The organism is Tsuneonella litorea, from assembly GCF_025154015.1.
In the GTDB taxonomy this organism is placed as follows: Bacteria; Pseudomonadota; Alphaproteobacteria; order Sphingomonadales; family Sphingomonadaceae; genus Tsuneonella; species Tsuneonella litorea.
The window spans coordinates 13,491-37,118 of record NZ_JAOAMV010000004.1; the positions used below are offsets into that span (position 1 = coordinate 13,491).

Consider the following 23,628-nt stretch of genomic DNA (forward strand, 5'->3'; position numbering starts at 1 on the left):
CGATCAGCCGTCGAGCTTTTCCTTGAGCAGCTGGTTGACCACCGCGGGGTTGGCCTTGCCCTGCATCGCCTTCATCGTCTGGCCGACGAAGAACCCGAACAGCTTGTCCTTGCCGCCGCGGTATTCGGCAACCTTGTCGGCGTTGCCGGCGATGATCTGGTCGATCGCGGCCTCGATCGCGCCGGTATCGCTGACCTGCTTGAGGCCCTCGGCCTCGGCGATTTCCGCGGGTTCGCGGCCGGTCCTGAGGACGATCTCGAAGATTTCCTTCGCCTGTCCGCCCGAAATCTCGCCGGCAGCCTGCATCGCGAGGATTTCCGCCTGCGCGGCCGCTGTGGCGTTCGCCGGGTTCGCCTCGGCGCCAAGCGCGTTGATCACGCCAGGCGCGACCGACAGCGACCAGTTGGCGACCTGTGTCGCGGCGTCCTTTTCGCTCTTGCCGAGCTTGGCCGCGGTTTCGGCGAGCAACTGCTCGAACCGCGCGTAGGTCTCGACCTCGGCGGTCAGTTCGCGCGCGTTGTATTCGGTGAGGCCCAGCGCCTCGACATAGCGGCGCCGTTTGGCGTCGGGCAGCTCGGGGAGCGAGGCGCGGCACTCGGCAAGGAAATCCGCGTCGAGTTCGAGCGGCAGCAGGTCGGGATCGGGAAAGTAGCGATAGTCGTGCGCGTCTTCCTTCGACCGCATCGAGCGCGTCGTGCCGGTGTTGGGATCGAACAGCCGGGTTTCCTGCACCACGACGCCGCCGTCCTCGATCAGGTCGACCTGGCGGCGCGCCTCGTGCTCGATCGTCTGCATGACGAAGCGGACGGAGTTCACGTTCTTCGTCTCGGTCCGGGTGCCGAACGCCTCGCCCGGCCGGCGCACCGAGACGTTCACGTCGGCACGCATCGAACCTTCCTCCATGTTCCCGTCGCAGCTGCCGACGTAGCGCAGGATGGCGCGCAGCTTGCGGACATAGGCCCCGGCCTCGGCGGGTGAGCGCATGTCGGGTCGGCTGACGATCTCCATCAGCGCGACACCGCTGCGGTTGAGGTCGACGTAGGACATCGACGGGTGCTGGTCGTGCATCAGCTTGCCCGCGTCCTGTTCGACATGGATGCGCTCGATGCCGATGACCTTGTCGGCGGGAATCCCGGCCTTCTCGTCCGCCTCGATCGTGAGCGATCCCTCACCCACGATCGGGTGGTAGAGCTGGCTGATCTGATAGCCCTGCGGCAGGTCGGCGTAGAAGTAGTTCTTGCGGTCGAACCGGCTCCACGCGTTGATCTCGGCGTCGATCGCCATGCCGGTGCGCACGGCCTGGCGGATGCATTCGCGATTGGGCACCGGCAGCATCCCCGGCATCGCTGCATCGACCAGGGAAACCTGGCTGTTGGGCTCCGCGCCGAATGCCGTCGCCGCCCCGCTGAACAGCTTGGCGTTGGAGGTGACCTGCGCGTGGACCTCGAGGCCGATCACGACCTCCCATTCGCCAGTAGCGCCGTGGATGCGGTAGTTCGATGTCGTCATGCCGGGCCCGATACCGGTTCAGGTGCCCGGTGAGAAGAGGCGAGTCGCGTCAGGCGGCCGGCCGCAGGACGAACCAGCCCTGGTCGCCGTCACCCACTGCGTTGAGCTCGGCGGCAAGCCGGTCGCAATCGGCGATTTCCGCGGCCGACAGGGGCGGTCGGTTGGCGGAACCGTCAGGCAGGTGCATGGGCACGTCGCGGGCATAGCCCAGGCTCCACGCTTGCGACCAGCCGAGCCCATCGCAGCCGGCCGACTGGGTGCTCAGTCCCGCGCGCTCGGCCAGCCCGCGAAACGCGCGCGGGGTGAACAGATAGAAGTGGCGCGGGGCGTCGATCTGCGACCAGTCGGCGCCGTAGCGGTCCCACACCGCGCGTTGCATCAGCGGGATGCGCACGAAAATCCGCCCACCGGGGGCAAGCATTTCGCGCGCGGTCGAAAGCATCGCCAGCGGGTCCGGAAAATGCTCCAGCGAGTGGTGCATGGTGATGAGATCGAAGCGCCCCGCGACGTCAGCGAGTTCGCCGCGCACGAGCGTGATGCCCTCGGCGTTGGTTCCGGCCTTGTCCGCCGGGAGGTAGGGGTCGACCCCGGTGAGCCGCGTGAACCCCAGTTCGCCGAGCCGGTCGAGCCGGGCACCTTCGCCGCACCCGACATCGAGTACCCGGGAATCGCGCCGCAACCCTGGAACTTGCGCGATCCAGGGTTCGGCTCCCCGCCGTATCCGGTCGATGATCGAGGTCCCGGCGGGATATCGCTCGGGCCGGCCGACCATGCCGGCGGCGGCGAGCCGGGTGAGCAGCCGCTTCCATGCCGGCGAACGTGTGCGGTTGTTGAACGAGTAATACGATCCGCCGCTGTAGAACCGTGCCATGTCATCGGGAAAGTCCGCGATCTGGAACGTCCCGCAATCGCCGCAGAAGAAATACGCGAAGCGTTCGCGCGTGCCGAACATCATCTCCCGCACGGCAACGGTTTCGCCAAGCCGAGGACCGCCGCAGATGCGGCAACGCCGCGAGTTGTGCGTCATGCCCACTTGCCCGGACAGGTGCAGCACGCCGACACGGGATCACCTTGGAGCGCGGGCCGCGCTATATTGTGCAGGCCCACCGCCACGATCAGCTCGGGCGCCTATCGCAGCGGTGGAGAGCGGCCGCCCTCTTCGTCCCACGGATGATCACCACCACCGCTTCGGCCTGGCGTCGAAGCCCGCGCGGCTCTCGATCGCGAGGCCGGCGTTGAGCACGCCCTGCTCGTCGAAGGCCCGGCCGATGATCTGGAGGCCCAGCGGCAGTCCGTCGGCGTTGAGGCCAGCGGGCACGCTCATCGCGGGCAGGCCGGCGAGGCTCGCGGGGACGGCGAAGACGTCGTTGAGGTACATCGCCAGCGGGTCGTCGACCTTGTCGCCGAGCGGGAAGCTGGCGGTCGGAGTCGTGGGGGCGAGGATCACGTCGCACTGCTCGAACGCGGCCTTGAAGTCGTTCGAAATCAGCGTGCGGACGCGCTGCGCCTGGTTGTAGTAGGCGTCGTAGAACCCCGCGGAGAGCACGTAGGTGCCGATCATGATCCGGCGCTTGACCTCGTCGCCGAAGCCGGCGGCGCGGGTCGCCGCGTACATCTCCTGCAGGTTCGCGCCCTGCGGCAGCTCGCGCAGGCCGTAGCGCACGCCGTCGTAGCGGGCGAGGTTGCTCGACGCCTCGGCCGGCGCGACGATGTAGTAGGCGGGCAGCGCATACTTGGTGTGCGGCAGGCTGACATCGACGATCTCGGCCCCGGCATCCCTCAGCCAGGCGATCCCGTCGTCCCAGCTCTTGAGGATCGCGGCGTCGGTGCCGTCCATCCGGTATTCGCGGGGGATGCCGACCTTCTTGCCGCGCAGGTCGGGATCGAGGCCCGCTTCCCATTCGGGCACCGGCAGGTCGAGGCTGGTCGAATCCTTCGGGTCGAACCCCGCCATCGCTTCGAGCATGATCGCGCAGTCGGTCACGTCGCGCACCATCGGGCCGGCCTGGTCGAGGCTGCTGGCGAAGGCGACGATGCCCCAGCGGCTGCAGCGCCCGTAGGTCGGCTTGATGCCACTGATGCCGGTGAACGCGGCGGGCTGGCGGATCGAACCGCCGGTGTCGGTGCCGGTCGCCGCGGGGCACAGCCGCGCCGCGACCGCCGCCGAGCTGCCGCCCGACGAGCCGCCGGGGGCGAGGCCGGCGTTGCTGCCCTCCTTGCGCCACGGCGAGATCACGTTGCCGAAATAACTGGTTTCGTTCGACGACCCCATCGCGAACTGGTCGAGGTTGAGCTTGCCGAGCATCCCCGCGCCCGCGCGCCAGAGGTTGGCCGATACGGTGCTCTCGTATTCAGGCACGAAACCCTCGAGGATGTGGCTCGCCGCGGTTGTCTGCACGCCTTTCGTGGCGAACAGGTCCTTCATCCCGATGGGCACGCCCGCGAGCTTGCCGAGGGTGTCTCCCCTCGCCCGCGCAGCGTCGACCGCGTCGGCCGCCTCGAGCGCCTTTTCGGGCGTCGCCACGATGAAGGCGTTCAATGCGTCCTGCGCGGCCGCGACGTTGGCGTTGAAGCTTTCCGCCACCTCGCGCGCGGTGAAGTCGCCCGATGCGACCCCGTCGCGGATCGCCTTGACGCCGAGTTCTGTAAGATCGGTCACTATTCGATCACCTTGGGCACGCCGAAGAACCCGTGCTCGGCCGCGGGCGCATTCGCGAGCACCTTGTCGCGCACCCCGCCGCCGGTCAGCGGGTCGGCGTCGACCACGTCGTCGCGCAGGCGCTGGTGGTTTTCGATCACCGCGGTCATCGGCTCGACGCCGCTGGTGTCGACCTCGCCGAGCTGTTCGACCCAGGCGAGGATGTTGTTGAATTCGGGCACCAATCGGTCGAGGCTCGCGTCATCCATCTGGATGCGCGCGAGGCTGGCGATCTTGGCCACTGTTTCGCGGTCTACGGACATGGCCGCGCCCTAGCCGCGAGGGCGCGGCGCTTCAAGCGGCGAGCGATGCTATTCGAACGGCTCGCCCACCGGGGCGCCGTCGACGTAGATCTGCCGCAGGGTCCGTTCGCGCACCTCTACCTTCGCGGAGGAAATGTCCCGGATCTGTGCGGGGGGAAGCGGCGGCGGCGGGGTCAGTTCCTTGCCCGACGGGTCCAGGGCGAGCCGGTGCACCCCGTCGCCCGCCACAAGGGCCACCTGGCGGGTGGCGCCGTCGCTCCCGAGGTCGAGCGCGACGCAGCCTCCGCGGCAGAACCACCGCTGCCGCCCGACCTGTTCGTTCACTTTCGCCCGCAGTTCGGGATCGTCGAACCGGAAGTCGACCTCGACCGGGGCGTCCGGATCGATGCGCGCGCGCGCGCGATGCTCCTCGATCAGCTTTGCGTCCCTGATCGCAAGCCGTGCCCGTTTCTCGATGGCCGGGTTGCTCGACTTCGCGAGCTTCGCCACTGCCTTGCGCCCCGCGGCGCCGAACCGCGTCTGCAGCGCGTCGAAATCGAACTTGTCGACGGCAACCGCCCCGCTGTCGAGGCGGGCGAGCTGCTGGCGCGCGGCTATCGCGCCAAAGTCGAGGATCGGCAGCGCGAGCAGCAGCGCGACCCCGCTGATAAGGACCGCGAGGTGCAGATTCGCGCGGCGCAGGTTGCCCTGCCAGTCGCCTCTCCAGCCGCGCATGACGGCGACGAACCACGCGAGGCCATAGGCCGTCGCCACCGCGATCGCGACGAGGCCCCACAGCCGCTCGGGACTTAGCCCGTGCTGCGCGATGCGGGTGCCCATCGAGATTGCGGCAAAGACCGTCAGCGGCAGGATCGACAGCGCAAGCGCCTGTCCCGCGACGCGCAGCACCCGGTTGCCCGACATCGCCGCATCACCTTCGCGCAGGATCGCGTTGGCGAGCACCCAGGCGCCCGCCGCGCAGAGCAGCAGGATCGGCGTCGCGCGGCGGGTCGCCTCCCACAACACGTCGGGGCCGGACACGATCATGGCGACGAGAAACACCGCCAGCCCCGCCGCGAGCGGAACGGCGAGGATCGACAGCACTACCATGACCACGTTCCTCAGCGTGCCGATGATCCCGATTTCGTTCCGCAGCGTCCCCAGCGCCGCGCCGAATGCCGCGCCGGAGAAGCTCCAGCCGAACCAGCCCTCCCGCAGCAGTTCTTCCAGGAAGTCGACCTTCAGGAGTTGAAACAGTTCGGACAGGAGCAATAGCAGGAGCCACGAGGCGCCGAGGAAAGCGAGGCTGCCCGCGCCGCAGATCGCATCGTTCCATACGTTGCGGTGCACCCGCTCGTAAGGCGTTGCCCAGCGGGTGCGGTGAAAATCACACTGGAACAGCGGCAGCGCGAGCCCGGTGGCGATGAGGCCCGCAAGAAAGCCGTACTCGGGATCGGCGATCGCGTCGCCTGCCCCCACCGCGCGCCAGGCGAGGCCCGCCATGACCAGGCCGACGATGGCCGCGAATGCCAGCGGTTCCTTCCACCGGTCGCGTTCCACCGTGAACCCGAAGGCCACGGGCGCGAAGAAGAACAGGGCGCTCGCGGCCGCCTGCCAGCCGACTTTCGTGCCCGGTCCCTCGCCCCCGCCGACGAGGTCGATCAGGAGTCCGGCGACGAGCCCGGTGGCGGCAAGCAGCCAGGGCAGTTGCGACCAGTCGCGGGATTGGGTGTCGGCTTCGGTCATGCGCGCTCCTCGGTGTTACCGGAACGCGAGTACCCCAAGCGGGCCCTCAAGGCATGAGAAACGCGTGAGGCCTTGCTGAAAAGCGCGCTATTGCGGCGCGTCGGGCTGCTGGCCCGGCTGGCCCTGCTGCGCCTGCTGCATCATCTGCTGGAGCACCTGGAAACGGCGCTGCGCGTCTTCCTCGCTCATGAAATCGACCAGCTCGACCTCGAACACGAGATCGGCGTTGGGCGGGATCGGCGCGCCCTGGGGCGGGCTGGCGCCATAGCCCTTGTCGGCCGGAATGTGCAGCACGTACTTGCCGCCCTTCTGCATCTGCTGAAGGCCCTCGGCGAAACCGGGAACCACGCCCGAGACCTGCATCGGCATCCCATCGGGAATGATCCCGTTGGTCGGGAACGGCAATTCGCGCGAACGGTCGAACTCGGTCCCGTCGGCAAGCTTGCCGACGTACTTGATAAAGACGACGTCGCTCGCGCCCGGGCTGGGTCCGGTGCCCTCGGTCAGGGTTTCGACCTCGACGCCCGCGGGCACGCTGGCCCAGGCGATGCCGGCACCCAGCACGATCGCCGCGGCGACGCCGAGCCACAGCTTGGTCAGCGAGCCCTTCGCGATCGGCTGAAGGGGGACACGGGTGATCTCGGTCATGCGGCAGGTCCTGAATGAAGGGGCGCCGGATGACGCTCCGGAACGACAAGGGGCGCGGATTGCTCCGCGCCCCGATGCCTCAGTGCTGTGTCTGGTGCAAGTGGCGCTTACTTCGCGCCGTCGCGCTCCGCGCGCTTGCGCTCGAGCTTGCGGGCGCGGCGAACGGCGGCAGCCTTTTCGCGGGCGCGCTTCTCGCTCGGCTTCTCGTAGTGGCGACGCAGCTTCATTTCGCGATAGACGCCCTCGCGCTGCAGCTTCTTCTTGAGCGCGCGCAGGGCCTGGTCGACATTGTTATCGCGAACGATGATCTGCATAAAAAGTCCAACACCTCGAAATCGTTGAGACCAGAGCCCGCATCGTCTGGCGGGATATCGCCCCAAAGAGCAAAACTATACAAACATACGAAAAAAGCGGGGCTTCCGTTCCCGGCAGCCACCGAACCGGGGCGCCCTTAGCGCGACGCTTGCGATTCTGCAAGCACTGGCGAGGGTTTCGCGAGCCAACGCCTGCGGCTAAGGGCGGCCCGATGGCTTTCCCCTCCCCCATACCTTCTCCGCTCGCCGCCAGCGCAATGGTCTTCGCCGGAGGCGGCGCCGGCGCCGTGCTGCGCTACCAGCTCGGCCGGACGATGACTCACTGGCTCGGCCCCAACGTGGTCACGGCGTTTCCCTGGGCGACGTTGGCGGCGAACGTCACGGGCAGCCTCGCGATGGGCTTGCTCGCCGGTTACCTCGCGCGGTTCGGCACCGGCGGCGAGCACTGGCGCCTGCTGATCGGGGTCGGCCTGCTGGGCGGCTTCACGACGTTTTCCGCATTCAGCCTCGAGCTGATGCTGCTGATCGAGCGGGGCCAGGCCGGCAGCGCCCTCTCCTATGCCGCGATCTCGGTGCTCGCGGGCCTTACCGGCCTTTACGTCGGCCTCATCGCGATGCGGTTGGCGTGATGGCGGACGAGGTTCGCCAGTTCACCGTTGCCGCCGACGACGACGGCGTGCGGCTCGACCGCTGGTTCAAGCGCAACCTGCCGCAGGTGGGGTTCGCCACGGTCAGCCGCTGGGCCCGCACGGGCCAGATCCGGGTCGACGGCAAGCGCGCCCGGCCCGAGGATCGACTCGCCACGGGGCAGGTCCTGCGGGTCCCGCCCGGCGGCGACCAGCCGCAGGCGGGAAAGGGGGCCAGGCCTGCGCCGAAACGCCGCGCGCTGTCCGCCGACGAGATCGCCGCCGCGCGCGCGATGGTGATCGAGGAAACCCCCGCGGCGATCGTGCTCAACAAGCCCCCCGGCCTCGCCACGCAGGGCGGAACCAAGACGACGCAGCACGTCGACGGCCTGCTCGATGCCTTCGTTGACGAGGGCGAGCCGCGCCCGCGGCTCGTCCACCGGCTCGACAAGGACACCTCGGGCGTGCTGCTGGTCGCGCGCACCCCGGGCAGCGCGGCGTTCTTTTCGAAGCGGTTCTCGGGTCGCAGCGCGAAGAAGGTCTACTGGGCGCTCGTCGCCGGCCGGCCCGAGGTATCGCACGGCCTGATCGAGGCGCCGCTCGCCAAGCAGCCGGGCACCGGCGGCGAGAAGATGCACGTCGACGAAGAGAACGGCCAGCCCGCGAAGACCCGCTACCGCGTGGTCGACCGCGCCGGGAACCGCGCCGCGTGGGTCGAATTGGAGCCGCTCACCGGGCGCACGCACCAGTTGCGCGCGCACATGGCGGCGATCGGCCACCCGATCGTGGGTGACGGCAAGTACGGCGGGCAGGACGCCTTCCTGACCGGCAGCATCAGCCGCAAGATGCACCTCCACGCGCGGCGGCTGATCATCGACAGCCCCAAGGGTGCAAAGATCGACGTCACCGCCGAGCTGCCCGAACACTTCGCCGCGACGATGGAGCAGCTCGGCTTCGACGTGAGCCTGAGCGACGCCTCACCCACCGAAGGCCCGCCCGAGCGCACCAAGGAGGAGAAAAAGCAGGCCGCGCGCCAGCACGCCAAGCAGGTGCGCAAGAGCAAGCCCACCCGCCGCGGCCGCGCCGGGGCCGGACCTGGCGCGAGGCCCCCGAAGAAGGGCAGGCGCTGATGCATCCCAATCCGCTGTTCCGCAGCGAGGATCGCGCGCTGCTGGAGGCGCTGGTCGACGAAGTCGGGTTCGGCATGGTCTTCGCCGCCACCCCGGACGGACCGCGCGTGGCCCACGTGCCGCTCGTCCCGACCGGAGACGGGGCGATCCAGTTCCATCTCGCGCGCGGCAACGCGCTGACCAGGTGGCTGGGCGGGGAAACCGCGCTCGTCGTCGTCAACGGGCCCGACGCCTACGTCAGCCCGCGCTGGTACGCCGACCGCGCGACGGTGCCGACCTGGAACTATGTCGCGCTCGAGCTGGAAGGCCGCGTGCGGCGGATGGACGCCGACGGGCTCGAAGACCAGCTGCACGCGCTGATCGCGCGCAACGAGGGGCGGCTTGCCGGCGATCAGTGGTCGGCAAACGAAACCCCGCCCGACATGTGGCGCAAGCTGCTTGGCGGGATCGTCGGCTTCGAGATGGAGGTCCTCGCCTGGCGGCCGACGCTCAAGCTGTCGCAGAACAAGCCCGCCGCCGAGCGCGAATCGATCGCCGCCGGTCTCGACGCGGCCGGGTCCCCCGCCCTCGCCCAGCTCATGCGGACGCTCGGCGCGTGAGGCTTGCCGTGTTCGACTGCGACGGCACCCTCGTCGACGGGCAGGCGCCCGTGTGCGACGCGATGGAGGAGGCCTTCGCCGCGGCCGGACTCGCGGCGCCCGATCGCCACGCCGTCCGCCGGATCGTCGGTCTCAGCCTGCCGCAAGCGGTGCGCCGCCTCGCCCCCGACGCCCCGGCCGAGCGCCAGGCGGCGGCGGTCGAGGCCTACAAGCGCGCCTTTCGTGCCACGCGCGAGGCCGGGCGGCTGGAAGAGCCGCTGTTCGACGGGATCGAGGATCTCCTGCGCGGCCTGCACGCCGAAGGGTGGACGCTCGCGGTGGCGACCGGAAAATCCGACCGCGGCCTCGCCGCGTGCCTCGCGGGCCACGGCATCGCCGACCTGTTCGTGTCGCTCCAGACCGCCGACAGGCACCCGTCCAAACCGCACCCCGCGATGCTCGAGGCCGCGCTGTTCGAGGCCGGGGCTTCGGCGGGCGAAGCGATGATGATCGGCGACACCAGTTTCGACATGGCGATGGCGCGGGCCGCCGGGGTCCGGGCGATCGGCGTCTGCTGGGGCTACCACGCGGCCCGCGAACTGCACGAAGCCGGCGCCCACGCGGTCGCCCGCCATGCGAGCGAACTGAAGGATATTCTCAATGGCTAGCCGCCCCCCTGACGACCGGATGCGTGCCACCCCGCCGACCGACCGGGAGCGCGGGCGGTTTCTCGTGCTCAACGTCGTGCGCCTGAGCGGCGCCGCGCTCGTCCTCGTCGCGCTGCTCGTCCTCAACGGGGCGATCGGCCTGCCCGCCGTCGTCGGCTGGGTGTTCCTCGGCGTGGGCCTGCTCGACGTGTTCGTCGTCCCGCAGCTTCTCGCGCGCAAATGGCGGACGCCGCCCGAATGAAACGGTTCTGGAAAATCGCTTCGGTCGACCAAAGCGAGGGAGGCTGGCGGGTCCTGCTCGACGGCCGCCCGATCCGCACACAGGCCGGCGGCGCGCCGCAGGTGGTGCCGACACGCGCCGCGGCAGTCCTTCTCGCGCGGGAATGGGAAACACAGGGAGAGGACATCGTCCCGGAGGCTTTCGTGCTGCGCGACCTCGTCGATTACGCGATCGACAGCGTGGCAGCGGCCCCTGGCGCGACGATCGACACCCTGCTGCGCTACGCCGAGACTGACACGCTGTGCTATCGCGCCGACCCGGACGAACCGCTGCACAAGCGGCAGTGGTCGGTCTGGGAGCCACTCGTCACCGCGTTCGAGGCGCGCGAAGGCGTCAAATTGGAACGGGTCAGCGGGATCGTCCACCGGCCCCAGCCGGACGAGACGCTGGCCGCGCTGCGCGCGCGCCTCGAACGGTTCGATCCCATCATGCTCGCGGCGCTCGAAGTGATGACCTCGCTGTCGGCCTCGCTCTGCGTGGGCCTGTCGGCGCTCGACCCGGCTGCCGACGCGCAGGCGCTGTGGGACGCGGCCGAGCTGGAGGAAGCCTGGCAGGTCGAGCTGTGGGGCAGCGACGACCTGGCGCAGCAGCGGCGCGACAAGCGCCGGGCCGACTTCCTGCGCGCGGCTGAGTTCGCCCGGTCGATCACGGAAGCTGATCGAAGCACAACAGCGTCCGCTTAGGTTTGGAATACGCTTCGAACGAATGCATGTCCTAAGCGCCGGTGAGCGTACGCCGGATTTGCAGGCGAAATCTTCCTACCCTCGAACAGGATTATTGTGGCAAACAAACCAGACTTGCTCTTGGTTCTCGGGAAACGGGTGAATGGGCCTGAAAAACTGGGGTTTTCGCGGGCTCTGCCTTCTTCCGCTCGTCCCGGCGCTGCTTCTTCCAGGGCTTGGGGTTTTGGGGAGCTTGGCGGTCGTCGTCTTCACGCTTGTCTTCGTAGCCCAGGCACGAGCTCCGACGCTTTCCCTGAGCGGAGGCTACCCGGTTCGGGAGATTCTGCAGGGATTGGGTTTCGGGGTAATCGTGGCGCTCGCATCACACCTGCTGATCGAACCGATCGTCGAACAATGGACTGGGAAGACGATCGATCTAGGGGATCTGGGGGATATCGAAGGCAATCTGCCCAGCTTCCTTGTCCTTCTCGCCTTGGGCGTTCTTTTCGGCGGAATAATCGAGGAGCTGATATTCCGGGGCTTCGTAGTGGGCTGGGGATCGCGGGTATTCGGGGACGGTGCCGGCGTCTGGCTCGTCGCCTTGTCAGCCGGGGTGTTCGGATTGAGCCACCTGTACCAGAGCCTGCCGGGCGTCATAACGACCGGATTACTGGGACTGATATTCGGTTTGTTGTACCTTTGGAACAAGCGACGTTTGCTCGTGCCGATAGTGACTCACATGACCGTCAACACCTACAGTCTTACGCTCATGTATTTGGGCCTCTATTAGCGGGTGGAGTTAGCCCGCCAGAGACTGCGCTGGCCATCCGTCCACATTCCAGCCGCAACAAACCAAAGGCGGCCGATTGGCATCGCTTCCTAGAACACGGAGGTGATATTCATTCCGCTGATGTGCGCAAGAGGGCCGTCACGGGCCGATCTGGGTGCAAATCCGGACGCCCGAAATCGATTTCCCCCGAAAAAGGCGCCAGCGGACGGTCCGGACCGGTCTAACCGATCCAGTCGGCGACCTGGCCGGCGACTTCGTTCGCGGCCTGGTTGAGCGCGGTGCCGACCGGGGCCGCTTCCGGGGCCACGCCGGGGACGGTGGCCGAAAAGCGCCTGGTCATGACCTGCGTTCCATTGACGTCGCGCACCGCGTCGAAGGTGACCACCACGCTCGAGGTGCGCGCGTCGTAGCCGAAGTCGATCAGCGTGCCGCGAAGCTGGTTCTTCGGCGTGAGTGCAGGATCGTCGTAGTCGATCACCAGGCGGCCGGTCTTCGCGCGGATCGTCTCGCCCAGCAGCTTGCGGAATAGACGCGTGGGCCGGTCGGCCCAGACCGCGTCCTTGAGATAGGCGATGCGGGTGTCGTCGATCTGGACGGGAACCCGGGTGACCGCGAGGCGCGCGGGCGCTTCGGGCTCGTTGACCTGGATCGCCTGCGCGATATCGCCGCTGATGGTGGTCCCGGCCGCGACGCTGGCGGTCGGGGTCAGCCCCAGCAGGTTTTCCGGCGCCTTGCCGCCCAGGCTGATGCAGCCGGCGAGCAGCAGGACGAGGGCCGAGGCCAGGGCGACGCGGGTGGTCTTCATCGGCGGTCTCATTTCGGTCTCAGTCACTTGGGTTTGTAATCGGGCAGCTTCTGGCCGCCGATCAGGCCGCCCGCGCCCTGGCTGCTGATCTTCTCGGTCACCTCGCGCAATGCCCGGCTCGTCTCGCGCAGGTCGCGGATGGTGGCCTCGGCGGCGGGCAGCGTGCTTTCGGACAGCTCCCGCGCGGCGGGCCGGGCGTCCTCGAGCGTGGCCGAGAGGGACTTGGCGGCGCTGTCGGCGGACTTGAGCGTCGTGCGCATCTGCGCGGCCAGGCTCTGCCCCTCGCTGTTGAGCAGGTTGTCGGCCGAACCCATGACCTTCTCGAAGCTGTCGAGCGCCTGGCTCGCCTCGCCCAGCGTCACCTGCAGTTCGGTAAGCGTGCGCTGGACCTGCGGGGTCGCCTGGGCAAGGTCGGCAGTCATCCGGTTGGTATTCGCGAGGATCCCCTCGATCGAGGCCTGGTTCTTGTCCGACAGCATCTGGGTCAGGCGCTCGGTCAAGGTCGCCAGCCGCTCGAGCAGGAGCGGGGCGTTGGCAAGCAGTTCGCCGAGCCCGCCAGGCTTGGTCGGGATCACCGGTACGCCCTCGGGGCAGGCGGTCTTGCCGACGCCATCGCCCGCGCAGGTCAGCGGCGGCGCACCGCGGCGCGCGCCGTCGAGCATGATGGTCGAAACCCCGGTGAAGGACCCCTGGATGGTCGCCGTGGTGCCCACGAGGATCGGGGTGCCTTCATCCACCTTGACCCGCACCCGGACGAATTCGGGATCCTTGTCCCACAGCTGTATCTCGGTCACCTGGCCCGATGGAACGCCCGAGAAGCTGACTTCCGAACCCTTGGCAAGACCCGATACCGACTGCTTGAAGAAAATGTCGTATTCGTTCTGCGCGCCCTTGTTCAGCCCGGCCAGCCAGACCACCGCCCCGGCAATGAGCGCGAGCAGGACAAGCGTGACCGCCCCCACCCAGACATGATTGGCCCTGGTTTCCATGCGCGTGCGCTATGCCTTCTTGTCGCCGGACTTGTCCAACGCTTTGATCGCGTTGAGTGCCACGGGCTTGTCCATGTGGCGCCGCAGCTCGTCGAGCGCCTGCGCGGTAAGCGCGGCCCGTCCGCGCGGCCCGTTGAAGTATTCCTGGATCCACGGGTGGTCGAGCTTCATCAGGTTGGGCACGGTGTCGACCGCGATCACCTTCCTGTCCGCGATGACCGCCACCCGGTCGCAGATCTCGTGCAAAGTATCGAGATCGTGCGTGATCAGGAATACCGTCAGACCCAGCGTCGCCTGCAGTTCCTTGGTCAGGCTGTCGAAGGCGGCCGCTCCGATCGGGTCGAGCCCCGCGGTCGGCTCGTCGAGGAAGAGCAGCTCGGGATCGAGCGCGAGCGCGCGGGCGAGGCCGGCACGCTTCTTCATGCCGCCCGACAACTCGCTCGGATACTTGGCGACCGCGTCTTCGGGCAGGCCGGACAGCAGCACCTTGTAGCGGGCGATCTCGTGCATCAGTCCCGGTTCGATGTCGGGGTAGAACTGCTTGAGCGGAATCTCGACGTTCTCGCCCACCGTCAGGGTGGAGAACAGCGCGCCGCCCTGGAACAGCACGCCCCAGCGGTTGCGCACGCCGATGACCTCTTCGGGGTCCCCATCGGTGATCGACCGCCCGAAGACCTCGATGTGGCCCTCGTCGGGAGTCTGCAGGCCGATGATCGACCGCATGAGGACCGACTTGCCGGTTCCCGATCCACCGACCACGCCGAGGATCTCGCCGCGCCGGACCTTGAGTGACAGGCCCTCGTGAATCACGTGCTCGCCGAAGCTGTTCTTGAGGCCCTCGACGACGATCGGATACTGCCCCCGGAACCGCTCGTGCGGGCGGTTGACGTCGGCATTGCCGTACTCTTCGACCGCCGCGGCGACTTGCGGGTCGTCGATGACCGGATCCTCGCCCTCGGCCATCATGCCCATCCCACGTTGGTGAAGAAGACTGCGAAGAAGGCGTCGAGCACGATGACCGTGAAGATCGCGAACACGACCGCGTTGGTGGTCTTGAGGCCGACCTGCTCCGAATTGCCCTGCACCTTCATGCCCTGGTAGCACCCGGTCATCCCGACGATCAGCCCGAACACCGGCGCCTTCACCAGCCCTACCCACAGGTCGTAAATAGGCACCACGTCCTTGATCCGGCTGAGGAACGAGAAGAACGGGATGCCTAGCTGCAGGTCCCCGATGACCGCGCCGCCGATGATCGCCACCACCGCCGAATAGAACCCGAGCAGGATCATCATGAAGGTGACCGCGAGCACGCGCGGGATCACCAGCGCTTCCATCGGCGAGATGCCGATCGTCCGCATGGCGTCGACCTCCTCGGTGAGCTTCATCGTGCCGATCTGCGCGGCAAAGGCGCTGCCCGATCGGCCCGCGACCATGATCGCGGTCATCAGCACGCCGAGTTCGCGCAGGGTGATCCGGCCGACGAGGTTCACGGTCAATGTCTCGGCGCCGAACTGCGCGAGCTGGACCGCCCCCTGCTGGGCGATGACGATGCCGATGAGGAAACTCATCAGCCCGATGATTCCGAGCGCCGACACCCCGACGAGTTCCATCTGGCGAACGAACGCCTTCACCCGGAACCGCCGGGGGTGGCGGATGAGCGTTCCCGCGGCGAGAATGAACTGCCCGACGAAAGCGACTGCGCCCGTCGTCCCCCGTTGCGCGGCGGCGACCCGCTGGCCCGTGGCCTCGAACACGCGCGTGAACAGCGGCAGGCGCTCGGCGGAGACCTCGCCCCCCTTGACCGTGCGATCGAGCGCGTCGATCAGGCGGGCCGCCCGGTCGCTGGCCCCCACGATCGCGCCGCCCGTGGAACGCTTGAGACCGAGCGCGACCCAGGCGCCGACGGTGTCGATCTCGCTGACTTGCGACAGGTCGATCTCGCCGAGCGGCTCGTCGATGGCGCGCAGGTCCTGGTCGACCGGGCCGATCGTCGAGATGAGGTATTCGCCGGACAGTACCAGGCGGCGCCGGCCTTCCTCGCCGCCCCCGCCGTCCTCGAACGCGTAGTGTGCCCCTTCGCTCATGCCCCGTGCCTATGCGGTGAAAAGCGTCTGGCGACAAGCGGATGCATCAACCGGTGTTGCACCTGCGAAGGTGCGCTGGCATGGCGCCTTCCCGAAATGACCCAGGAACTCGACAAGACGTTCGACCCCGCAGCCATCGAAGCGCGCTGGTACGATCATTGGGAAACGAACGGGCTGTTCCGGCCCGAGCGGCCCGACGCCACGCCGTTCACGATCGTCAACCCGCCGCCGAACGTAACCGGGTCCTTGCACATCGGCCACGCGCTCGACAACACGCTGCAGGACGTCGTCGTGCGGTACGAGCGGATGCGGGGCAAGGACGCGCTTTGGGTCGTCGGCACCGACCACGCCGGCATCGCCACGCAGATGGTCGTCGAACGCAACCTCGCGAGCCAGGGCGTGAAGCGCACCGATATGCCGCGCGAGGCGTTCGTCGACCACGTGTGGGAGTGGAAGGGGCAGTCAGGCGGCACGATCACCCGCCAGCTCCGCCGCCTCGGCTGTTCGATGGACTGGAGCCGCGAGCAGTTCACGATGGACCCGCACTTCACCCGCGCCGTGGTGAAGGTGTTCGTCGACCTCTACGAACAGGGCCTGCTCTATCGCGACAAGCGGCTGGTGAACTGGGACCCCGCATTGAAGACCGCGATCTCCGACCTCGAGGTCGAGGCCCGCGAGGTGCAGGGCCACATGTGGCACTTCAAGTACCCGCTCGCAGGCGGCGAGACCTACACCTACGTCGAACGCGACGCGGAGGGGAACGTCACGCTCGAGGAGGAGCGCGACTACATCGCGATCGCCACCACCCGGCCCGAGACGATGCTGGGCGACGGCGCGGTGGCCATCCACCCGTCGGACGCGCGCTATGCGCCGATCGTGGGCAAGCTGTGCGAGATCCCGGTGGGCCCGAAGGAGCACCGCCGCCTGATCCCGATCATCACCGACGACTATCCCGATCCCGCCTTCGGCTCGGGCGCGGTCAAGATCACCGGCGCGCACGACGAGAACGACTACGGCGTTGCGCAGCGGAACGGCATCCCGATGTACCGGCTGATGGACGAGGTCGCCGCGATGCGCAGCGACGGCGCGCCTTACCCGCAAGCCGCGGCCCGCGCGCGCGAAATCGCGCAAGGGGCGCCGTTCGACGCCAAGGAAGTCGACACGCTCAACCTCGTGCCCGACGAATACCGCGGGCTCGACCGGTACGAGGCGCGCAAGCGCGTCGTCGCCGACATCGACGCCGAGGGCCTGATGATCGGCGTCGAGGACAAGGCGATCATGCAGCCGTTCGGCGACCGCGGCGGCGTGGTGATCGAGCCGATGCTGACCGACCAGTGGTACGTCGACGCCAAAACGCTTGCGCAAGGCCCGATCGAGGCGGTGAAGGACGGCCGGATCGAGATCGTCCCCAAGACCTGGGAAAAGACCTTCTTCAACTGGATGGAGAACATCCAGCCGTGGTGCGTCAGCCGCCAGCTGTGGTGGGGCCACCGGATCCCCGCGTGGTACGACGCGGCCGGCAAGGTCTACGTCGCCGAGACCGAGGAAGCCGCGCAAGCGCAGGCCGGCGAAGGCGTGGCACTGACCCGCGACGAGGACGTGCTCGACACCTGGTTCTCCTCCGCGCTGTGGCCCTTCGCCACGCTCGGTTGGCCCGAACGGACCAAGCTGCTCGAACGCCACTACCCCAACGACCTGCTGATTTCCGGCTTCGACATCCTGTTCTTCTGGGACGCGCGGATGGCGATGCAGGGAATGCACTTCATGAAGGAAGTGCCGTGGAAGCGGCTCTATCTCCACGGGCTGGTGCGCGCAGGCGACGGGGCCAAGATGTCCAAGTCCAAGGGCAACGTGGTCGACCCGCTGATCCTGATCGACAAGTACGGCGCCGACGCGCTGCGCTTCTTCATGTGCGCGATGGAAAGCCAGGGCCGCGACGTGAAGATGGACGAGGGCCGGGTCGAGGGATACCGCAACTTCGCCACCAAGCTGTGGAACGCGACCCGCTTCTGCCAGTCCAACGGCATCGGCGCGAGCGAAACGCTCCACGCGCCCGACGCCACCCACGCGGTCAACAAGTGGATCGTGGGCGAGGTCGTCGAGACGCTGGCGCAGATCGACAAGGCGATGGCCGACCTGCGCTTCGACGCCGCCGCCAACGCGATCTACCACTTTGCCTGGGACACGTTTTGCGACTGGTATCTCGAGCTCATCAAGGGCCAGATCGACCACGAGACCAGGGCCATCGCGGGCTGGGTGCTCGACCAGATCCTCGTCATGCTGCACCCGTTCATGCCGTTCATCACCGAGGAACTGTGGCACGCGCAGGCCAACTACCAGGGGGGTGACAGGCCCTACGAGCTGATCGTCGCCAAGTGGCCCGAGCCCAACGCGGCCGCCGACCCCGCGGCGAAGGCGGAAGTCGAGTGGCTGATCGACCTCACCCGCTCGCTGCGCACCGCCAAGAACGAGCTCGGCCTCGCGCAGGGCGCAAAGCTCGAGGCGTGGCTCGCGACCCCGTCGGACATCGCGAGCAAGGTCCTGTCGGGCAATCCCGCCGCGCTCGAGCGCGTGGCGCGGCTGACCGCGGTCCACACCTCCCCCGCCCCCGGAGGTGCGGCGATGCAGGTGGGCGCGGGCTCGGACGCGCTGGTGATCCCGCTCGAGGGACTGATCGACATCGAGGCCGAAAAGGCGCGGTTGACCAGGGCGCTCGCTGCATCCGAGAAGGAAGCGGGCGCGCTCGCCGGGCGGCTGTCGAACGCCGCCTTCGTCGAGCGCGCGAAGCCCGAGGCGGTCGCCAAGGCCCGCGCCGATCACGCGCATCACGCTGCCGAAGCCCAGCGGCTGCGGTCGGCGCTCGAAAGGCTCGGCTGACCCCGCATGAAACTCGACCACATGGTAATCATGGTGCACTCGCTCGAGGCGAGCCTGCCATGGTACGAAGCTCTCCTGGGCCTGATCGGGTTCACCAAGACCCGCGACCACGTGTGGGGCAACGAGGACGGGGTCTACATCGACCTGATGGAGGCGCCCGACCGGGACGCGCGCTACGGGCGCCATTTTCCTGGCCTCAACCACCTCGGCTTCACCGCGCCCGACGAGGCCGCGCTCGACGCGGTGCGCGGCGGCATGGAGGCGGCAGGCTTCGAGGTTCCGGACAAGCAGCGGTTCGGCGACATGACCGCCACCTTCTTCCGCGACCCGGACGGGATGCGGGTCGAGGTGACCATCTACGGGTGAGCCGCAGCGCCGCGTTTTCCACCCTGCGGGAATGTGGCAAGGCAGAGCGATGAACCTGACTCTCGCCACCGACGATACGGGCGGCCCCGAAATCTTCGCCTCGCTGCAGGGCGAAGGGCCGTCGGCGGGCAAGCCTTGCGCGTTCATCCGCCTGTCGCGGTGCAACCTCGCCTGCGTGTGGTGCGATACCGCCTACACCTGGCACTTTTCGGGAGACGAGCGGCCGCACCGTGACCGCCGCACCTTCGACCGCAAGGCGAACCAAGTCGCGCTGAGCCCGCTCGAAGCCGCGCGCGCGATCGACCGGCTGGCGCCGCGCCGCCTCGTCGTCACCGGCGGCGAACCGCTGCTCCAGGCGGCCGCGCTGGGTGAAATGGCCTCGTTGCTGCCCGAGCACGCCATCGAGGTGGAGACCAACGGCACCATCGAGCCCGCGCCCCGCTTCGATGCCTTCGTCGACCAGTACACGGTCAGCCCCAAGCTCGCGCACAGCGGCAACCCGGCCACGCTCGCGCTTCTCCCGGAACGGTTGGCCGCCTGGGCCGCCGAACCGCGCGCGGTGTTCAAGTTCGTGATCGCCGCGCCGGGCGACGTGACTCAGGTGCTCGCGCTCCAGGCCGGCTTCGGCATCGCGCCCGAACGCGTGTTCCTCATGCCGGAGGGCACGAGCAGCGCGGTCTTGCGCGAGCGCGAGCAGTGGCTCGCCCCGCTGTGCATCGAGCACGGGTTCCGCCTGTCCGACCGGCTGCACATCCACCTCTACGGCGACACGCGCGGCACGTGAAAATGTGCTAGATCATCACGAGCGGGCCGCCCATCGAGTGGGAGTGCACCGCCATGCGCGACAGAGTCATCGCCGAGTTTCCCGTCAAGGCCGGCAAGCGCGCCGACATGGAGGCCGCCTTCCGCGCAGCGCTGCCCGACACCCGCGCGTTCGACGGCTGCCGCGATATCAAGGTGTTCCATGACGCCGAGCGCGATACCTTCGTGCTGATCGAGAAGTGGGACAGCTTCGACCACTACGACAGGTACATCGCCTGGCGCATGGAGACGGGCCTGGGCGAGATGCTCGACCCGCTGCTCGAAGGCGGCGCGGCGGCGCTGAAGATCAGCCGGCTGAAGGCGACCGACCTCTAGCCGGTCGCCCGATCGCGCCGGGGATTATTTCCCCTGGCTGCGCCAGCGCTGGACGATGCGGTGGACCCGCTCCTCCTCGCCGCCCGACTGGCGCCACAGGTCGACGAAGCTCGGGTCCTCGGACGCCGGGCGCTTCTGCTCCTCTAGGTTGTCGAATGACACCCGGATCGGGATCGCGACGCCCTCGCCGCAGATGATGCACTCGCGATTGCGCAGCGCCGGGATCGAATCGAGGAAGCTGCGCGCGCCTTCGGGCATCGCGGCCTTCACGAACGCCTGGTCGCGGTCGTTGTTGAGGCGCATCGAGATGATCGTGCCGCACTGCGACAGCACGCCCTCGGCAAGGTCCGACGGTCGCTGCGTGATGAGGCCCAGGCTGATGCCGTACTTGCGCCCTTCCTTGGCGATGCGGCTGAGGATCTTGCCGACCGACGAGCCGTCGGCGTTCTTCTCGTTGGGGACGTAGCGGTGCGCTTCCTCGCAGACGAGCAGGACGGGACGGGTCTTTTCCTCGCGCCCCCAGATCGCGAAGTCGAACACGAGGCGGCTCAGCACCGCGACGACGGTGCTGGTGATGTCGGACGGCACCCCCGACACGTCGATGATCGCGATCGGCTTGCCGTTCGACGGCATCCGGAAGATCTTGCCGAGGAAATCGGCCATCGTATCGCCGACGAGCATCCCGGAGAACATGAACTGGTAGCGGGGATCGCTCTTCAGTTCCTCCAGCTTGGTCTTGATCCGCTGGTAGGGCGCGGTGTTGGTTGCCTTGTCGAGCTTGCCCATCTCGTTCTGGATCTCGTTCGAGAGGTCCGAGAGGAGGTAGGGAACCGGCGAATCGACGGTCAGCTTGCCCATCTGCTCGGCCAGGCGGTTCTTCATCCGCGCCTTGAGCAGGCACTTGGCCAGAATGTCGGCATCGATCTGGCGGTCGTTGCCATTGGTGGTGAGCAGCACCTCGCAGTGCTCCTCGAAGTTCATCAGCCAGTACGGCATCTGGAGGTTGCTGACGTCGAGGATCAGGCCGGTGTTGCGGAACGCGGCCGAATATTCCCCGTGCGGATCGATCATCACGATGTGCCCGTCGGGCGCGGCATCGCAGATCCGGTGGAGGATCAGCGCGGCGCTGGTCGACTTGCCGGTACCGGTCGACCCCAGCAGCGCGAAGTGCTTGCCGAGCATGGCGTCGACGTAGAGCCCGGCGCGGATGTCCTTCGTCGGGTAGACGGTGCCGATCTGGATGTTCGAGCGGCCGTCGCTGGCGTAGATCTGCCTGAGGTCGGCGGTGGTCGCCGGATAGATCAGCGCGCCGGGGATCGGATAGCGCGTGACACCGCGGCGGAAGCTGTTGATGCGGCCGGTGAGCTTTTCCTCGTTGCCTTCGCCGAGGAAGTCGATGTTGGCGAGCACGCCCCCGCCGCGCCGGTCCTGCTTCTGATTGCGCACGCTGGCGAGCAGCCACGAATTGCCGACACGGATCTTGACCTGGCTGCCGACCTGCCCGGCGAGCGCGACCGAAGGGTCCTCGTCCTCCATGCATTCCGTGAGCCGTTCGAGGTCGAGCGCGATCTGCGATCCGGAGCCTGCGATCTCGAGGATCACGCCGATCGGCTGGCTGGCGTTGTCGCCGACCGCGCCTTGCGGCGTCCCGCCGACGGGCTGTGCTCCCTCGAAACCCTGCTTGTCCATGTCGCCCATTGCGCGATGACCCCGATAGTGAACCCGCGCGGACATTGCCGGGGCGCGGTTAATATCGGGTCAACGAAATCGCCCGGCGGACCTAGACCAGCGCGAAGAGGCGTCCCGCGATCCACCCCATGCCGACTGACAGTCCGACCGCGAGCAGGCCATAGAGAAACGATTGGGACAGCGCGAACAACTCGACGAAACGTTCGAATCCGACCTTCCTGACCTCGACCTCGGCGACCGCGGAGGACACCACGCGGCCGTCGGTCACGGCGAAGGTTTCGGCGGTGTAAGTGCCGGTGGTCACCCTCGAGGGCAGTTCGAAACGCGCCTGGTACAGCACGCCTTCGCTGATGGAGACCCCGTTCATGTCCTCCTTGTACAGGCCCTGCCGCTGCTTCAGGTCGACCAGCCCGGCAGAAAACCGCGCCTGCTCCGCAGGGTCGATCTCCCCGGTGGGCGAGAGCTGGATGAAGCGGGTTCCGAACTCGTAGATCGCCGCCGTCTTTTCATCGACGATCTCGGCGACCGGGCGCGAGGAGGCGACGGCGAAGTAGGAAGGCGCCGAGCGGAAATCGGTGCTCGCCGCGTTGAGCCAAACGCCGCCGACCTTCGCCTTCTCGCGCAGGCGGATCGGCTCGGACGGTCCCTTCAGCACGACGACGACGTCGTATCCGCGCGCCGCGCGGGTACCCGCCGGATCGAGGATCGCGCCGAACAGGAGCAGTTCGGTCCCGGTGAAGCCCTGGCGCACCCTGACCTCGTGCTGGCTGACCTCGGGCACGAGGATCGGATCGCGTTCGGCCCGGGCGCCCTGCAGCGGGACGATCGCGCACAGCGCCAGGAGGAGCAGCAGGCGCCTCACAGCGGGTTCACCGTATAGATTTCGTCCGGCGTCACGCCCAGCCCGTAGAGCATCCGCAGCGCGACCAGCAGCACGATCGCCGCCAGCACAAGGCGCAGCATCTCGGGTTTGACCTTCTGCGCGAACTGGGTGCCGATCTGCGCGCCTGAAACCGATCCGAGCAGCAGGAGCGCGGCAAGAACGATGTCCACCGCCTTGGTGGTGAGCGCGTGCATCATCGTGGTGACCATCGTCACGAACAGGATGTTGAACAGGCTGGTGCCGACCACCACCCCGGCGCTCATCCCGAGGATGTAGAGCATCGCGGGGACGAGGATGAACCCACCGCCCACGCCCATCAGCATCGTCAGGATACCGACTCCAACCCCGAGGATCAGCGGCGCCAGCGGCGAGATGTAGAGGCCGGAACGGTAGAACCGCCAGCGCAGCGGCAATGCCGCCACGAGCGGATGGTGGCGGCGCTTTGCGGCGGGCAACCGCTCGCCGGTCGTGCTTGCGCGGATCGCCGTCCAGGCCTCGCGCGCCATCAGCGTCCCGATCGTCCCGAGCATCACCACGTAGAGGATCGAGATCACCGTATCGATCTGCCCGATCGACTTGAAGAAGCGGAACAGGAGCGCGCCGATCACGCTGCCGATGGCGCCTCCGACGACCGTGACCGCGCCGAGCTTGTAATCGACACCGCCACGACGGTTGTGGGCGAGGACGCCGGAAACGCTCGCGCCCGTCACCTGTGTCGAAGCCGAAGCGGCGGCGACGGTCGGGGGAATCCCGTAGAAGATCAGCAGCGGGGTGGTGAGAAACCCGCCCCCGACGCCGAACAGGCCCGACAAGACGCCGGTCAGTGCGCCAAGCGCGACAATGACCAGCCCGTTGACCGAAAGGTTCGCAATCGGGAGGTACACGTCCATCGCCGTCCGCTTACGCG

Annotated in this window: 25 protein-coding genes; 11 read left to right on the forward strand and 14 right to left on the reverse strand. The window is 67.9% G+C overall.

Going from position 1 to position 23,628, the window contains the following annotated elements:
- Nucleotides 1–3: 3 nt before the first annotated feature.
- The 7 genes from gatB to rpsU form a co-directional block, all read right to left on the reverse strand.
- Complete coding sequence (gatB, locus tag N0B51_RS08395; protein WP_259961874.1) at nucleotides 4–1,509, reverse strand: Asp-tRNA(Asn)/Glu-tRNA(Gln) amidotransferase subunit GatB; 1,506 nt, start codon at nucleotides 1,507–1,509, stop codon at nucleotides 4–6.
- Nucleotides 1,510–1,558: 49 nt separating this feature from the next.
- Nucleotides 1,559–2,464 (reverse strand): class I SAM-dependent methyltransferase, encoded by a 906-nt coding sequence (locus N0B51_RS08400; protein ID WP_259961875.1) that lies wholly within the window; start codon nucleotides 2,462–2,464, stop codon nucleotides 1,559–1,561.
- Nucleotides 2,465–2,683: 219 nt separating this feature from the next.
- On the reverse strand, nucleotides 2,684–4,168 hold the full coding sequence (gatA, locus tag N0B51_RS08405) for an Asp-tRNA(Asn)/Glu-tRNA(Gln) amidotransferase subunit GatA (protein WP_259961876.1): 1,485 nt from the start codon (nucleotides 4,166–4,168) through the stop codon (nucleotides 2,684–2,686).
- The gene (gene gatC, locus N0B51_RS08410; RefSeq protein WP_259961877.1) at nucleotides 4,168–4,470 is read right to left on the reverse strand and encodes an Asp-tRNA(Asn)/Glu-tRNA(Gln) amidotransferase subunit GatC; all 303 of its coding nucleotides are present in this window, start codon (nucleotides 4,468–4,470) and stop codon (nucleotides 4,168–4,170) included. Before gatC ends, gatA begins: the two co-directional genes overlap by 1 nt.
- A 48-nt stretch (nucleotides 4,471–4,518) precedes the next feature.
- Entirely contained in the window at nucleotides 4,519–6,195 is a 1,677-nt protein-coding gene (locus N0B51_RS08415; RefSeq protein ID WP_259961878.1) for a DUF4153 domain-containing protein, read from the reverse strand.
- Nucleotides 6,196–6,282: 87 nt separating this feature from the next.
- Nucleotides 6,283–6,843, reverse strand: a complete 561-nt coding sequence (locus tag N0B51_RS08420) for an FKBP-type peptidyl-prolyl cis-trans isomerase (protein WP_259961879.1) — start codon at nucleotides 6,841–6,843, stop codon at nucleotides 6,283–6,285.
- Nucleotides 6,844–6,950: 107 nt separating this feature from the next.
- Complete coding sequence (gene rpsU / locus N0B51_RS08425) at nucleotides 6,951–7,157, reverse strand: 30S ribosomal protein S21 (RefSeq protein ID WP_047807610.1); 207 nt, start codon at nucleotides 7,155–7,157, stop codon at nucleotides 6,951–6,953.
- A gap of 212 nt (nucleotides 7,158–7,369) precedes the next feature.
- On the opposite strand from rpsU, the gene crcB reads away from it, so the two are divergent.
- From crcB to N0B51_RS08460, 7 genes are all read left to right on the forward strand, one after another.
- The gene (gene crcB / locus N0B51_RS08430; RefSeq protein ID WP_259961880.1) at nucleotides 7,370–7,786 is read left to right on the forward strand and encodes a fluoride efflux transporter CrcB; all 417 of its coding nucleotides are present in this window, start codon (nucleotides 7,370–7,372) and stop codon (nucleotides 7,784–7,786) included.
- Nucleotides 7,786–8,913 (forward strand): RluA family pseudouridine synthase, encoded by a 1,128-nt coding sequence (locus N0B51_RS08435; protein ID WP_259961881.1) that lies wholly within the window; start codon nucleotides 7,786–7,788, stop codon nucleotides 8,911–8,913. Before crcB ends, N0B51_RS08435 begins: the two co-directional genes overlap by 1 nt.
- The gene (locus N0B51_RS08440; protein ID WP_259961882.1) at nucleotides 8,913–9,512 is read left to right on the forward strand and encodes an FMN-binding negative transcriptional regulator; all 600 of its coding nucleotides are present in this window, start codon (nucleotides 8,913–8,915) and stop codon (nucleotides 9,510–9,512) included. Before N0B51_RS08435 ends, N0B51_RS08440 begins: the two co-directional genes overlap by 1 nt.
- On the forward strand, nucleotides 9,509–10,159 hold the full coding sequence (locus tag N0B51_RS08445; RefSeq protein ID WP_259961883.1) for an HAD-IA family hydrolase: 651 nt from the start codon (nucleotides 9,509–9,511) through the stop codon (nucleotides 10,157–10,159). Before N0B51_RS08440 ends, N0B51_RS08445 begins: the two co-directional genes overlap by 4 nt.
- Nucleotides 10,152–10,400 (forward strand): hypothetical protein, encoded by a 249-nt coding sequence (locus tag N0B51_RS08450; protein WP_259961884.1) that lies wholly within the window; start codon nucleotides 10,152–10,154, stop codon nucleotides 10,398–10,400. The genes N0B51_RS08445 and N0B51_RS08450 overlap by 8 nt, the downstream gene beginning before the upstream one ends.
- The gene (locus N0B51_RS08455) at nucleotides 10,397–11,122 is read left to right on the forward strand and encodes an ATP12 family chaperone protein (RefSeq protein ID WP_259961885.1); all 726 of its coding nucleotides are present in this window, start codon (nucleotides 10,397–10,399) and stop codon (nucleotides 11,120–11,122) included. The genes N0B51_RS08450 and N0B51_RS08455 overlap by 4 nt, the downstream gene beginning before the upstream one ends.
- A gap of 142 nt (nucleotides 11,123–11,264) precedes the next feature.
- On the forward strand, nucleotides 11,265–11,891 hold the full coding sequence (locus tag N0B51_RS08460) for a CPBP family intramembrane glutamic endopeptidase (RefSeq protein ID WP_259961886.1): 627 nt from the start codon (nucleotides 11,265–11,267) through the stop codon (nucleotides 11,889–11,891).
- A 220-nt stretch (nucleotides 11,892–12,111) separates the two neighbouring features.
- Here N0B51_RS08460 and N0B51_RS08465 read toward each other — a convergent pair whose 3' ends face one another.
- The 4 genes from N0B51_RS08465 to N0B51_RS08480 are packed head-to-tail and all read right to left on the reverse strand — an operon-like array spanning nucleotide 12,112 to nucleotide 15,769.
- Nucleotides 12,112–12,696 carry an ABC-type transport auxiliary lipoprotein family protein gene (locus N0B51_RS08465; RefSeq protein WP_259961887.1) on the reverse strand — a complete coding sequence of 195 codons (585 nt, stop codon included), beginning with the start codon at nucleotides 12,694–12,696 and terminating at the stop codon, nucleotides 12,112–12,114.
- Between the two features lie 23 nt (nucleotides 12,697–12,719).
- Nucleotides 12,720–13,685: an MlaD family protein gene (locus N0B51_RS08470; protein WP_259961888.1), complete on the reverse strand. Its 966-nt coding sequence runs from the start codon at nucleotides 13,683–13,685 to the stop codon at nucleotides 12,720–12,722.
- Between the two features lie 9 nt (nucleotides 13,686–13,694).
- Nucleotides 13,695–14,648 (reverse strand): ABC transporter ATP-binding protein, encoded by a 954-nt coding sequence (locus N0B51_RS08475; protein WP_375545952.1) that lies wholly within the window; start codon nucleotides 14,646–14,648, stop codon nucleotides 13,695–13,697.
- Complete coding sequence (locus tag N0B51_RS08480) at nucleotides 14,648–15,769, reverse strand: ABC transporter permease (protein WP_259961891.1); 1,122 nt, start codon at nucleotides 15,767–15,769, stop codon at nucleotides 14,648–14,650. The genes N0B51_RS08475 and N0B51_RS08480 overlap by 1 nt, the downstream gene beginning before the upstream one ends.
- A 96-nt stretch (nucleotides 15,770–15,865) precedes the next feature.
- Between N0B51_RS08480 and N0B51_RS08485 the strand changes: the two genes are divergently transcribed.
- From N0B51_RS08485 to N0B51_RS08500, 4 genes are read left to right on the forward strand one after another with little or no spacing between them, the layout of a single operon-like run.
- Entirely contained in the window at nucleotides 15,866–18,646 is a 2,781-nt protein-coding gene (locus N0B51_RS08485; protein ID WP_259961892.1) for a valine--tRNA ligase, read from the forward strand.
- A gap of 6 nt (nucleotides 18,647–18,652) precedes the next feature.
- Entirely contained in the window at nucleotides 18,653–19,012 is a 360-nt protein-coding gene (locus N0B51_RS08490) for a VOC family protein (RefSeq protein WP_259961893.1), read from the forward strand.
- A gap of 49 nt (nucleotides 19,013–19,061) precedes the next feature.
- Nucleotides 19,062–19,796 carry a 7-carboxy-7-deazaguanine synthase QueE gene (locus N0B51_RS08495; protein WP_259961894.1) on the forward strand — a complete coding sequence of 245 codons (735 nt, stop codon included), beginning with the start codon at nucleotides 19,062–19,064 and terminating at the stop codon, nucleotides 19,794–19,796.
- Between the two features lie 53 nt (nucleotides 19,797–19,849).
- Nucleotides 19,850–20,149 carry a putative quinol monooxygenase gene (locus N0B51_RS08500; protein ID WP_259961895.1) on the forward strand — a complete coding sequence of 100 codons (300 nt, stop codon included), beginning with the start codon at nucleotides 19,850–19,852 and terminating at the stop codon, nucleotides 20,147–20,149.
- 24 nt (nucleotides 20,150–20,173) lie between these two features.
- On the opposite strand, the gene N0B51_RS08505 is transcribed toward N0B51_RS08500, so the two are convergent.
- The 3 genes from N0B51_RS08505 to N0B51_RS08515 form a co-directional block, all read right to left on the reverse strand.
- A complete protein-coding gene (locus tag N0B51_RS08505) occupies nucleotides 20,174–21,847 on the reverse strand; it encodes an ATP-binding protein (RefSeq protein ID WP_375545944.1) in 1,674 nt (557 codons plus the stop codon).
- 82 nt (nucleotides 21,848–21,929) lie between these two features.
- Complete coding sequence (locus N0B51_RS08510) at nucleotides 21,930–22,691, reverse strand: TIGR02186 family protein (protein ID WP_259962231.1); 762 nt, start codon at nucleotides 22,689–22,691, stop codon at nucleotides 21,930–21,932.
- A gap of 5 nt (nucleotides 22,692–22,696) precedes the next feature.
- Nucleotides 22,697–23,611, reverse strand: coding sequence for a sulfite exporter TauE/SafE family protein (locus N0B51_RS08515; protein ID WP_259961896.1), 915 nt, complete (start codon nucleotides 23,609–23,611; stop codon nucleotides 22,697–22,699).
- Nucleotides 23,612–23,628 lie beyond the last annotated feature (17 nt).